We start from the raw sequence: 12495 nt of genomic DNA, 5'->3' as shown, positions 1-12495 counted from the left end.
CAAAGCATGATTTTTTATTTATAATTGATTGATATCCAGTAAAAAATGAAACGTTATTTAATATTCTTGTTTAGTCTCGTAAGTCTGTCGGTGAACGGACAGGTTTTTAAATCATCAGAGCCACTGGCGCATACCTTTTCCATAGTCGCGCGTGATTCAGAAACCGGCGAAATGGCGGTTGGAGTTCAAAGTCACTGGTTTTCGGTGGGTACGGCGGTCTCCTGGGCTAAAGCAGGGGTTGGAGCTATTGCTACCCAGTCATTTACCAACATCAGTTTCGGTCCGAGGGGTCTCGAATTACTCGAGGAGGGAAAAACGGCGCAGCAAACGCTCGATATTCTGCTGTCAGATGATGACGGGCGGGACTTCCGTCAGGTGGCGATTGTGGATGCCAACGGAAACGTCGCTGTACATACCGGGGTAAAATGTATATCGGAAGCGGGCATGCGTACCGGGGAGGGCTATTCGGTTCAGGCGAATATGATGCTTACAGACGAAGTATGGGATGCCATGGCTGAAGATTTTGAGAAATCGAAGGGAATGCCGCTGGCTGAGCGCGTTGTTTCGGCGCTGAAGGCTGCCCAGAAGGCGGGAGGTGATATCCGCGGAAAGCAATCTGCGGCATTGCTGGTGGTAAGTGGGGATAAAAACGTAAAGCCATGGGAGGATCCTCAGATTGATCTCCGCGTGGATGATGCTGAGGAACCACTTGTAGAACTCGATCGCCTGTTGCGGGTATACAGGGCCTATGAACATATGTCGGCAGGAGATTTGGCCCTTGAAGTAAACGACATGGACAAAGCACTGAGCGAATACGGGGCCGCCCAGAAAATGTTTCCGGATAACCTGGAAATGAAATACTGGACTGCCGTTGCACTTGCCAACAATGGTGATCTGGAGAAGGCACTGCCAATGTTCAGGGAAGTATTCAAAGGAGACAAAAACTGGAAGGAACTCACCAGGCGCCTGCCGGCATCCGGCCTTTTACAGGTAGGGGAAGATCAACTCAAAGCGATTCTGAAACAATAATTGAAGTAACATTATTGCGTCAGCTGATTCGAATATTTACCGACCAAAAGAGCAATAATTATAGTTAGATAAAGCTGTCCGGTTACTGCGGCAAGCATAGCCAGTGATTTGGCATAGGGCTGGACAGGTAAAACATCACCGTATCCAAGGGTTGTTATTGTTACGAAACTGAAATAAATGAATTCATTATTTCGCACTTCACTTATATTGTTGAAGCTGAAGGAAGTGGGATCAAAACGAAACATCAGTCCGACCATGGCGGCAAACAATACCCCCAGAAGAAGATAGCCATTAATGGCCTCGAAGATCACTGATTCCGTGATGCTTTTAGCGCGGGCGATCCTGTTAATTAACAGTCCGACAATCGCCGAGAAGAAGAAAATATTAACAATCTGCATCGTTACAACGAATTCATTGTAATCAAATAGCTGGGAGAGGATTTGAAGGCCCATGCTTATCCAGACGAGGATAAAGAATTTCTTATTCAGGGTGGAAATGGACATCGCCGAGGTAAAATAAATCAGGATGAACATCAGCGCATTTAGTCCGGTAATTAGTTTCACCGGCATAAACCCGGAAACAAATGCCAGAATGAATATTTCAGCCATTAAAAGTATACTCCAGATCTTCTTGGGTGTTGCCATATATTGGTTCGGGTTCAATGAAGATTTATTTTACAAAAATTTATCAAATTTTCACCTCTCAGATAATCATTCGGAAATCAACCGACGGATTTTATCAATCATAACGGGTTCGTCCCACGCCTGTTCACCTTCCTGCTTCAGAAGAATCTGACCGTCCGGGCTGATAAGGTAGGTGGTCGGCAAATAAAGCAGTTCATATGTTTCTATAGCCGAAGGCATCAGAAAGCTGGAAATCCCAAGTTCGCGGTTATTGATGAAGGATTCGACCTTTTTTCCATCCTCGTTGGAAATAAATATGAGCTTTAATCCCTCACCGGCTAAGTTTTTCTCAAGCTCGAGGAGGGCTGGTATTTCACGGATGCATGGTTTACACCAGGTAGCCCAGAAATTGATCAGATAAAATGTGTTTTCGTCACCCGGCAATTGTGCGGACCAGGCATCCAGGGTTTGTAATTCAAGTTTGTCAAGGAAATCAGATCTCAGCCCGGTATTACAAGCGAATACCATAGCGGCCATTATGATGAATGAACTTGTTCTCATTTATAGGATAAATTTAATTACCATTGCGGTAGCCAGCCAAAGGTAGCACCCCCAGGCTAAATATTTCAGCAATGCTTCTGTTTTACCGCGATCGGCCGCCTGGGCGTGGTTACAAACCCGAATTAAACTGCTAATGAGATATCCCGGTCCAAATGCCCAAAATGCCATCCAAAAGAACCCCAATGACGTGAGTGATGCCTCGGCCCAATTATTTAAAAAGGTTTCACGCATAACGGATTATATGTATTTTTAAACAAATAGAAAAAAGGATGCCTAATAATGTCATAACATGTTACTCTTGCTTCGGGTTAAATAGAAAAACTAGCTAAATGAAATCCTGTTTTACCGTAATTATACTAACTGCATTTTTTTTAAGCCTGCAGGCGCAGGATGAAAAGCGATACAGCTCGGGAAAAATATCTTTTGAACTGCAGCAGGTTGAAGGCCTGAGCGGAGTTCCCTGGGGCGTTGTCTGGCTGGAAGATGGCGCTATGCTGGTTACTGAACGTTCCGGTAAACTGTATCGAATCAAGGGAGGCGACCGAAATGAAGTCGAAGGATTACCTGAAGTCTATGTACGCGGACAGGGCGGTCTGATGGACCTGGAATTGCACCCTGATTATGAGAATAATGGTTGGGTTTACATTACATATTCCGGTGAACAGGACGGCGATGGAGGAAATACAGTGCTGATCCGTGTAAAAATCGATGGAAACCGTATTACAGAACTACAGGAATTATTTCGATCCACGCCCAACAGCACAAGGCGGCAGCATTTTGGGGGGCGGATAGAATTTGATGATAAGGGGTATTTATTTTTATCCCTTGGCGAACGAGGTGATTCAAAGAACGCCCAGGATCTTTCGGTAACTTCCGGAAGTATTGTAAGGTTATTTGATGACGGAAAAATCCCGGAGGACAATCCATTCGTGGGTGAAACATCGGCAAGACCGGAAATCTGGTCATGGGGCCACCGGAATCCGCAGGGTTTAGCCTGGCATAAATCACTTGGAGTTATGCTTGAAACTGAACATGGTCCGATGGGTGGGGATGAACTGAATCTTATAAAAAAAGGAGCTAACTACGGCTGGCCGGAGATTACATATGGGAAAAATTATGACGGCACGATTATAACTGAAGAAACGAAAAGGGAAGGCATGGAGCAACCCCTTACGTACTGGGTACCGTCCATAGCACCAAGCTCATTGATTATCGTGGAGAGTGACCGTTATCCGGAGTGGAAGGGGCATGCATTGGTTGGTTCACTCAAATTTGGTTACCTTGAGCGCGTGGTACTCGATGGGCTCAAGGTTGTTTCGAAGGAAAAGATGCTTGAGGGTATTGGCCGGATCAGGGAGGTGAAAGAAGGGCCGGATGGTTATATTTACATACTTGTAGAGGGAAAAGGAATATTCAGAATTATACCAGAAAAATCATGAGAGTTTTTGCAGTTCTTATCTTGTCGGTAGTCCTTCTTTCGTTCACCTGGCAGGACCAGAAAAAGGTGAAAAGCATGGAGCGGGGAAAGGAAATTTACAACCAGCTGTGTATCGCCTGTCATCAGGCCAACGGAGAAGGAATCCCTGGAGCGTTTCCGCCGCTTGCGAAATCGGATTATCTTCTCGAGGACATCACCAGAGGTATTCATGCGGTTAAATTTGGTCTGCAGGGCGAAATCGTGGTAAATGGTAAAACGTATAATTCGATTATGACCTCACAGCAGCTGACGGACCCCGAAGTGGCCGACGTATTGAATTATGTTCTGAATTCCTGGGGCAACAGCCATGATTATATTTCTCCTGAACAGGTAAAGGCCGTGGATCAGTAATCGGTATGATCAGGAGTCTTCCCATTTTTCTTTTTGTATTATTTTCAGCCGCGCTGTACGGGCAGTCGCGCATTCAGATCCTTGACAATCGTACCAATCTTCCAATTGCAGGAGCGACGATTCAATGTGATAATGGCTTTTCATCAATAGCCGATGAAGAAGGATATATGCAAATTGCCAGTGGTGTATGCGTAATTCGTCATGTCGGTTATGAACCTCTTGAAATTTCTGATATTCAATCAGCTTCATCCAGGCTGTATCTGACTCCACGGCTTGAAGTTTTACCCACAGTTGTGATTCAGGGCTACCAGGAACCTGTGTCGTTAAAGGAAGTGGCCGGCGGGTATTCGTTCCTTCCAGGCAAGGAGATATCAACATTTTCCGCTGTAACTCCCGTTACCGCATTGAACAGCCTGGCAGGAGTACGAATGGAACAACGGTCACCGGCAAGCTACCGCATCAATATTCGTGGCAGTACATTGCGGTCACCGTTTGGCGTGAGGAATGTAAAGGTATACTGGAACAATATTCCTTTGACGGAACCGACAGGGAATACGCCGCTCAACATGCTCGCACTTGAGCAGTTGGGAAATGTGCAGATCATTCGCGGGCCTGCCGGCAGCAGTTACGGAGCCGGAATCGGAGGTGTTATTTTAATGGAAAATGAAGCAGGTTCTGAACCGGGGTTAGCGGCAGAGGCAGCCCTCACTGTTGGAAGCTATCAGATGAGAAGGCTTCAGGCCGGGGTGTCATTCGTAAGTAAAGAACACTCCATTCAGCTGCAAGCCTCTAAACTTACTTCCGAAGGTTATCGTGACCATTCCCGCTCTGAAAGAGGAAATATTGTGCTAAGCGGAACGGTACATATATCAGACCGTCAGAAGTTGGGGTACCACCTGCTTGCGGCAGATCTTTTCTATCAATTGCCGGGAGGGCTAACTGAAGAACAGGCTGAAGAAGATCCTACGATGGCACGAACGGCTGCAGTGTCCCAAAACAGTCTGATTGATCAGCAATATTTGCTGGCAGGGGTGGACCATTCAATTTCCTGGGATAAAGGGTCCAATCAAACACAGGTATTCTTTTCAAGCTCTTCAAAACGAAATCCATTCATTACCAATTATGAGTTTGAGAACCTGGGAGGAGGGGGAATCCGAACCCGTTTTAACCAGGATGCCGGACCAGTGCGATTTACGATCGGTGGAGAATGGCAGTGGGGTACAGCAACCGCGGATAATTTTGGCAATGCACAGGGATTTCCCGATACACTGAGATACGCCGATGAGAACCGACAATTTACAGGTTTTGAATATCTTCAGGTTTCTTATGCCCGGGATAACTGGCACTTTAGCCTGGCCGGGAGTATAAACCATCTTTCGTATAATTTTAACCGCCTCAGAGACGCCGGGCTTGACAGCAGCTATACGCTGGAAAGGCCCTTTGATGTCATTTTTTCTCCGCGTGTGTCAGTAGTTCGAAAGTTGGGGGATTTTTCGATCCATGGGTCGTACGGACAAGGTTTTTCACCTCCCGGACTGGATGAGGTCCGTACCAGTGATGCCAGCATCAATACCGATCTGAAATCCGAGATTGCTCACAATTTTGAAATTGGGTTCCGTGGTAATTTCTTTAATGAACGACTGGCAATAGACCTGAATGCTTTTTACATGCGTCAGCGTAATACGATTGTTAGTCAGATCGATGCAAATGGGACCAGTACCTTTACAAATGCCGGTAAAACCGGGCATGCCGGACTTGAAGTTTTGAGTGGCCTGCGCCTGATTGAAAATAATAGCGCGCTGTTAAACTATCTCTATCTTAAAACTGCTGTCACCTGGTACCGGTTTACTTTCCTGGAATATGTTCGTGTGGCCAATGGTGAAAACACCGATTTCAGCGATAATAGTCTTACCGGAACTCCTGATTTGTCATTGAACGTTTGGCTTACAGCCCGGATATTCAGAAATCTCCAGGCAGATTTGAATTATCAGCATGTTTCCGTAATTCCTTTGAATGATGCCAATACGGTGTTTTCTAAAAAAGTCGACCTTCTCCAGCTAAATCTTCAGTGGACAATGAAATTGAATAACAAGTTGTCACTGGCCATTTTTGGCGGGGTTGACAATCTGCTGAACCGATCCTATTCGCTCGGGAATGATCTTAATGCTTTTGGAAGCCGGTACTTTAACCCTGCGGCAGAACGAAACTACTTTGGTGGGATACGAATATTATTTAATCAACCCGGAAGGGTTCGAAGCGAAAATCAATAAGCCCCCACATTTGATTATCATAGAACTGTGTAGGGTACTCTGTTTGAAATGCTTCTTTCAGTCCAAACCGAACAATTTCCACGTTCCCGATGGTTTGGGGGAAAATCGTTCCAACGGCAGGAGGCTCATAATCATACCAATTAATCGTATTGATGGTGAGCATGTAGGATTTTCCGGCGGTTAGATCAACCGGCTCATCAATAAATACTTCCTGGTAAATGTTTTCAAAATACTGTATTTCCCAGAATTGAATGATTTCTTTCGAAAAGGCATCCCACAGGGTGATCTTATAGGTGGCTGTTTTAGGTAATACGCCGGTGATGGATTGAAACTGACCATCGACCCGGGGTATAAATTCATAGCCCATTTCAAATCTGCCCAATTCGTTTTGTACGGTATCACGGATAGCCAGGGGGCGTGCAACCTCAACAATAGGATATTCACCAGTGAGTTCGGGTAATTCTATTCCGTCATTGCATGATGCAAAAAAACCAGCAGCAACCAGGGCTATCACCCCACAAACCCACTTCAAATTCTTCATTCCTTTCTGCTTCTTCCTAAAAATTTAAATGCATCAACCATCATATAGGTTCCTGTGATGCCGGTAACCCCGCCGGTAATAAGCAATACCTGTCCGAGACTGTCATTTTCCCTTCCCAGCATCAATCCTCCTGCAATGGTCACCGTGTATCCAATTGTCGCAATGAGGATGCCTTTCTGAAATTTTGTCCGGGATTTTTCCAGATTCAGGTTGATATTATCCACTTCTGCCTGTAAGTGTATGATCTCTTGTTTGAGCGAGTCCAGTCGATCCTGGGTTTGAGACATTACTGGCCCAGCCACAAATAATAATATGATCGTTGTAAGCACAAGCTGTATTTTCATATCACCAAATTAAATCATTCCGTGATGTTTGAAAATATTTGAGACACTAATTTATTGTTGATTGAATAACCGAAAGACAATTCACCGGGTGCTACTCAAGCCATGACTTAAAATTGGGCACCCGTGAGCGGCTGACGATCAGGTGATCACCCGTTCCGGTTTTTGTAAAGATTTGAAGACGATTACCGTTGATTTGACGGATCTCGCGAATGGCCTGCAATTGTACAATTGCCGACCGGTTCACTCTGAAAAACATATCGGGATCCAGCAGATCCTCCAGTTGTTCCAGCGTATGATCGATCAGGAATTTTTTACCTTCAAGATCTGTAAGATAGCAAAGCTTGTCATCGGCAAAGAAATGGTCAATTTCCGGGGTTTCCCTGAAATACATACGCTGCCCTGCTTTCACCAGGAAACGTTCTTTGAACTTGCGCTTGGATAGGATAGTTTGAATTAGTTCACGGGAAATAAAAGGGGTCTGACTTTTCTGGACATTAAAAAATTTGTCCAGTGCCTTTTTAAGGTCTTCCGTTGAAATAGGCTTCAACAGATAATCAATGCTATTCAGACGAAACGCGTCAATCGCGTACTCATCGTAAGCTGTTGTGAATATTACCGGGTTATTGAACTGAATTTGATTGAATATCTCGAAGCTTTTACCATCGGCAAGCTGGATATCCAACAGGATCAGGTCGATGGATTCGTGATTTTTCTGAAGAAACCGGACGGCTTCCTTAATGGTATCCAGGGGTCCGTGAATTTCAATAGACGGATCATACGTGTTGACCATTTCCTGCAGGCGTTCTGCAGCCAGTTCCTCATCTTCAACGATTAGAATTTTCATCTTCAACGTCCAAAATAGGTATTTTTACAACGAATTTCCCATCAGATTGAACGATTACCGCATTTTCTCCACATAAAAACTCATAGCGCTGTCGAATATTTCTGAGTCCGGTATTGGTTGACTCCTCAGGGACCGGTTTCAACTGAACGTTATTTTCCACTACATAATATTCTCCATTTCGAAACAATCTGATTTGGAGCGGGTCTGCTTTCGAGACAATATTATGTTTGATTGCGTTTTCAATGAGCATCTGCAGCGTTGCCGGAGCGATATAGTTTTGCCCGACGGTGTTCTCAATCTCATTTTGAATTTGCAGATTTTCACCGAAACGAATTTTTAGAAGAAATATATAGGCATCAAGGAACTCCAGTTCGGATTTGAGTGGAACCACCTTGCTGGTTTGGTTATTGAGCAGGTAGCGATATACCTTGCTTAATTGTTGAATAAACTTTGAAGCAGTGTCAGGATCTTTGTGTACCAGTGTATTGAGTACATTGAAACTATTGAATAGAAAATGTGGATTTACCTGATTACGCAAAGCTTCAAAGCGGGCTTCAGCCGTTTCTTTGAGCAAACCTTCTTTTTCAAGCTGGTTGACACGACTCTGATTCATGAAATAAACAATCGCATTAACACAGTGCAGAAACAGGTTAACCCTGAATGCGAAACCAAGTGATAATTTTAATGTAAGAAAGGCATCTTCTGATAGCTGGTGAGTGATCTGAAGTATTCCGGTGACGGCAAACCCAATCATCAAAACCCAAAAAAGGCTGATCAGATAGAACTTAAGTAATGGATGAACACGGATCGACTGAAGTATTGACAGTCGTTTTTCGATGAGCCGGTTTCCTTCCCATATCAGATATACCATGCCGAGGATTATTCCGAAGAATAACAGCGGACTCGGTCGAAACCCGAATAATTTATCCCCTTCCGTAAACAGTATATTCAGGTAGGAATATACAGCCAGTAGCAGGATAAAAAGATATCTGTATGGATTTGTGAACATAATTGAAATTAAAAATAGGGAAAAGCGCGGATTGACCGCGCTTTTCCCATATTTTCATTTTGATTAAAGTGCAGTGTCGATAGGCAGTAATATGCCATCAATCACATGTATCACACCATTAGTTGACAATACGTCTGTTGATGTAACAGTTGGATCAGCAACATCTGGATCTTTATCAGTAAGTGTCACTGTAGCTCCCACGTTGATCGTGAAATCTCCACCTTGCAGAGTAGAAGGCATTAATCCATCAGAAAGATCTGAAGAGAATACTCTTCCCTGCAATACATGGTATGTAAGTACGGCCGACAATGTACCGTCGCCCAGAAGGGGATCGATGTCTTCCGGACCATCTACACCCAGTGCAGTATACAACGCCTGGAATGCGTCATTGGTAGGAGCAAATACAGTAAAAGGTCCGTTAGGCGATGCTACAGCATCAACTAAACCTGCTTCAGTAAGGGCTGCGGCAAGATCTGAAAAACCAGCTGCTACGGCTACACCTACGATGTCGGCACTTGCAGGTACCAGGGTTCTGTTGATCACATGTACCACACCATTGTCCTGATCGATATCTGTAGCAACCACTTGTGAATTTCCGTTGATGAAAACTCCGTTGGCGTTGTTAGTCAGGTAAAAATCACCGCCAAGTGAAGAAACTGTGGTAGCGAATCCTCCAGCAGTGCTGGGTAGGTCAGCTGCCTTCACTTCTGAACCTAATACGTGATAGGTAAGAATCGGAGTAAGATCATCTGCAGTCAATCCCTCGAGGGAAGTAATGTTGGCAGCAGCGAACGCGTCATTATCGGGCGCGAAAACTGTCAGTTCTGCTTCCGGATCAATCAAAGTTTCAAGTAGTCCGGCAGTTACAACAGCTTCAGTAAGAATTGAGAAGTTTTTGTTGAAATACGCAGGTTCAACAACTGTATTTACAATGCTCAATTCAAGTTCAGGAACCAGAACTGCATCCACGATGTGGATAATACCGTTGCTGGCATCTACATCTGCTGTAGTTACGTTTGCACCGTTTACGGTTACACCACCGCCGGCTACACCGAAGGTAAGGATATCATTTGCCGACAGAGCTGTTGTCGCCGTAAGTCCGTTGGTAATGTCACCTGAAGCAACACGTGCACCTGAAAGAACATGGTTCAAAAGGATTCGACGAACAACTGCGTCAGGAATATCATCTGCGCTTGTTTGTCCAACAACCCCCAACAAGCTTGCAAACGCTGCATTAGTGGGAGCAAATACTGTAAAGTCACCATCGTTGCTTAATAATTGAACGAGGTCTGGGTTTCTTTCAAGAAGGTCAACCAGGATACTTAGATCTGCGTTGCCCTGTGCGATTTCAACGATGCTGTCGTCATTGACATTCATTCCGCCGTCATCATCGTCGCCGCATGCGCTAAGTACAACAATCATTGTACCCATCAGCATCATAGACAAAAGTGATTTAAATTTTTTCATGACTCTGTAATGTTTTAGTTTTTAAAAATTGATTCAGTGCTTTGGATGTTATAACTTCTATTTTGGCAGATGTTCCCGGCTTAAAGGAGTGAGTTGCATATATTCCGGAGTGAATGGGATAAATAGGGGTGTGAACATGTATTTCATGTATATGCACTTTTACCTGTGGAGCAGAATGTTTAGATTGGGATAAAAAAAGAGACTCTATGAAATATTCGAATATACTGTTGTCCGGTCTGATGCTTTTATCTGTTAGCCTTTATGGTCAGACCAAGCCTGAAGAGACTGAAGTCTGGGAGCCGGAACCTCCGGTTGTCAATACCATGGGTGAAATTCCCTCTGATGCGATTGTTTTATTTTCTGAAGAAAAGGGGCTTAGCGCATGGGAATCGACAAAAGGGGGCGAACCTGGATGGATAGTAGAAGGAGATCACTTTACAGTAAAGCCCGGTACAGGTATGATCCGTACCAGGGATAGTTTTGGCAGTATTCAATTGCATATCGAGTGGCGTGCACCGGAAAAAGTGGTTGGGGAAGGCCAGGGCAGGGGAAATAGTGGTGTTTTTCTAATGGGCAGATATGAGGTTCAGGTACTTGATTCCTATAATAACAGAACCTATTCCAACGGACAGGCTGGCAGTGTTTACAAGCAACATATCCCGCTCGCAAACGCAACACGACCACCAGGTGAGTGGCAGGTCTACGATATTGTATTCATCGCACCATCTTTCAATTCCGATGGATCCCTGGATACACCCGCCCGTGTAACGGTGTTTCATAACGGTGTTTTGCTACAGCATGATGTGGAGCTGAAGGGGCCTACAGAGTACATTGGCCAGCCGGTATATAAGCCTCATCCGGATGCATTGCCCCTGGAATTACAGGATCACTCGAATCCTGTAAGTTTCAGAAATATCTGGATCAGAAAACTATAATGAAAAGGGCGTCCTGTCAGGCGCCCTTTAATATTTTATCAATCTCATCCAGTTCATCACTGGTAAATGAAGTGTTCTTCAGTGATTCAAGATTCTGGTCAAGCTGACCAACAGAACTTGCGCCAATCAGTACGGATGTCACAACCGGATCCCTGAGAAGCCATGCAATCGCCATCTGTGACAATTCCTGTCCGCGATTTTTCGCAATCTCATTCAGTGCCCGTATGACCGGGACCATTTTCCCGACTTCATCCTTTTCCAGGTAGGTCATACTTTTACCTGCCCGGGAATCTGCAGGAATTCCGTCGATATATTTGGAAGTGAGCATGCCCTGCGCCAGGGGTGAAAATGCAATAAGCCCGGTGCCGTTTGACCGAAGTGTTTCAAGCAGGCCGTCTTCAACCCATCGATCGAACATGGAATACCTCGCCTGGTGAATCAGGCATGGTGTGCCCAGTTTATTGAGAATATCAAATGCCTTTTGAGCTTCATCAGCCGGATAATTCGAAATGCCGATATATAACGCCTTGCCCTGACGAACAATTTGGTCCAGTGCGCCCATTGTTTCTTCCAGCGGAGTGTCGGGGTCAGGTCTGTGATGGTAGAAAAGGTCGACATAGTCGAGCCCCATACGCTTCAGACTTTGATCCAGGCTTGCAATCAGATATTTGCGCGAACCCAGGTTTCCGTACGGACCAGGCCACATATCAAAACCAGCTTTGCTTGAAATAAACAGCTCGTCGCGATATCCTTTAAAATCATGGCGTAGAATGGTCCCGAAATTCTCTTCCGCCGACCCGAATGGGGGTCCGTAATTATTGGCCAGGTCGAAATGCGTAATACCCCGGTCAAATGCCCGGCGGATGATCATACGTCCTTTGTGCAGGTCATCAATAAATCCGAAGTTATGCCACAGTCCAAGCGAAATATTGGGAAGCAGAATGCCGCTATTTCCACATCGCCTGAATGACTCCTGGTCATACCGGTTGGAAGCAGGCAGATAGGGGGTAATGCCTGATTTGTCGTTTATATGTAACTCCATCT

The 12495-nt window shown here is 45.0% G+C and carries 13 protein-coding genes; 5 read left to right on the top strand and 8 right to left on the bottom strand.

The features are described from left to right. The first annotated feature begins 45 nt into the window (after positions 1–45). On the top strand, positions 46–1029 hold the full coding sequence (locus tag LDX50_RS14580) for a DUF1028 domain-containing protein (RefSeq protein ID WP_225698035.1): 984 nt from the start codon (positions 46–48) through the stop codon (positions 1027–1029). A gap of 11 nt (positions 1030–1040) precedes the next feature. Here LDX50_RS14580 and LDX50_RS14575 read toward each other — a convergent pair whose 3' ends face one another. Together LDX50_RS14575 and LDX50_RS14570 are read right to left on the bottom strand one after the other, a co-directional pair. Next, on the bottom strand, positions 1041–1673 hold the full coding sequence (locus LDX50_RS14575; protein ID WP_225698034.1) for a potassium channel family protein: 633 nt from the start codon (positions 1671–1673) through the stop codon (positions 1041–1043). Positions 1674–1739: 66 nt separating this feature from the next. After that, positions 1740–2213: a TlpA family protein disulfide reductase gene (locus LDX50_RS14570; RefSeq protein ID WP_225698033.1), complete on the bottom strand. Its 474-nt coding sequence runs from the start codon at positions 2211–2213 to the stop codon at positions 1740–1742. 329 nt (positions 2214–2542) lie between these two features. Here LDX50_RS14570 and LDX50_RS14565 point away from each other — a divergent pair, with 329 nt between their 5' ends. Genes LDX50_RS14565 through LDX50_RS14555 form a run of 3 tightly spaced genes read left to right on the top strand, consistent with a single transcriptional unit; the run spans position 2543 to position 6311 of the window. Continuing rightward, on the top strand, positions 2543–3652 hold the full coding sequence (locus LDX50_RS14565) for a PQQ-dependent sugar dehydrogenase (RefSeq protein ID WP_225698032.1): 1110 nt from the start codon (positions 2543–2545) through the stop codon (positions 3650–3652). After that, positions 3649–4041: a c-type cytochrome gene (locus tag LDX50_RS14560; protein WP_225698031.1), complete on the top strand. Its 393-nt coding sequence runs from the start codon at positions 3649–3651 to the stop codon at positions 4039–4041. Before LDX50_RS14565 ends, LDX50_RS14560 begins: the two co-directional genes overlap by 4 nt. A 5-nt stretch (positions 4042–4046) precedes the next feature. Next, positions 4047–6311: a TonB-dependent receptor gene (locus tag LDX50_RS14555; protein WP_225698030.1), complete on the top strand. Its 2265-nt coding sequence runs from the start codon at positions 4047–4049 to the stop codon at positions 6309–6311. On the opposite strand, the gene LDX50_RS14550 is transcribed toward LDX50_RS14555, so the two are convergent. The 5 genes from LDX50_RS14550 to LDX50_RS14530 all read right to left on the bottom strand — a co-directional run bounded on the left by LDX50_RS14550 (position 6274) and on the right by LDX50_RS14530 (position 10516). Further along, positions 6274–6852 (bottom strand): DUF4082 domain-containing protein, encoded by a 579-nt coding sequence (locus tag LDX50_RS14550; RefSeq protein WP_225698029.1) that lies wholly within the window; start codon positions 6850–6852, stop codon positions 6274–6276. The genes LDX50_RS14555 and LDX50_RS14550 overlap by 38 nt on opposite strands. Then, complete coding sequence (locus LDX50_RS14545; protein ID WP_225698028.1) at positions 6849–7196, bottom strand: hypothetical protein; 348 nt, start codon at positions 7194–7196, stop codon at positions 6849–6851. The genes LDX50_RS14550 and LDX50_RS14545 overlap by 4 nt, the downstream gene beginning before the upstream one ends. Before the next feature lie 91 nt (positions 7197–7287). Continuing rightward, a complete protein-coding gene (locus LDX50_RS14540; RefSeq protein WP_225698027.1) occupies positions 7288–8040 on the bottom strand; it encodes a LytR/AlgR family response regulator transcription factor in 753 nt (250 codons plus the stop codon). After that, positions 8021–9049 (bottom strand): sensor histidine kinase, encoded by a 1029-nt coding sequence (locus LDX50_RS14535; RefSeq protein ID WP_225698026.1) that lies wholly within the window; start codon positions 9047–9049, stop codon positions 8021–8023. The genes LDX50_RS14540 and LDX50_RS14535 overlap by 20 nt, the downstream gene beginning before the upstream one ends. Before the next feature lie 63 nt (positions 9050–9112). Further along, positions 9113–10516, bottom strand: coding sequence for a fasciclin domain-containing protein (locus tag LDX50_RS14530; protein ID WP_225698025.1), 1404 nt, complete (start codon positions 10514–10516; stop codon positions 9113–9115). Positions 10517–10722: 206 nt separating this feature from the next. Between LDX50_RS14530 and LDX50_RS14525 the strand changes: the two genes are divergently transcribed. Next, entirely contained in the window at positions 10723–11451 is a 729-nt protein-coding gene (locus tag LDX50_RS14525) for a 3-keto-disaccharide hydrolase (RefSeq protein ID WP_225698024.1), read from the top strand. Positions 11452–11467: 16 nt separating this feature from the next. Here LDX50_RS14525 and LDX50_RS14520 read toward each other — a convergent pair whose 3' ends face one another. After that, complete coding sequence (locus LDX50_RS14520; protein WP_225698023.1) at positions 11468–12493, bottom strand: aldo/keto reductase; 1026 nt, start codon at positions 12491–12493, stop codon at positions 11468–11470. Positions 12494–12495 lie beyond the last annotated feature (2 nt).

Source organism: Fulvivirga sedimenti (assembly GCF_020328055.1).
The sequence above is the reverse complement of the archived record's forward strand: the minus strand, read 5'-3'. Positions and strand labels throughout refer to the sequence as shown.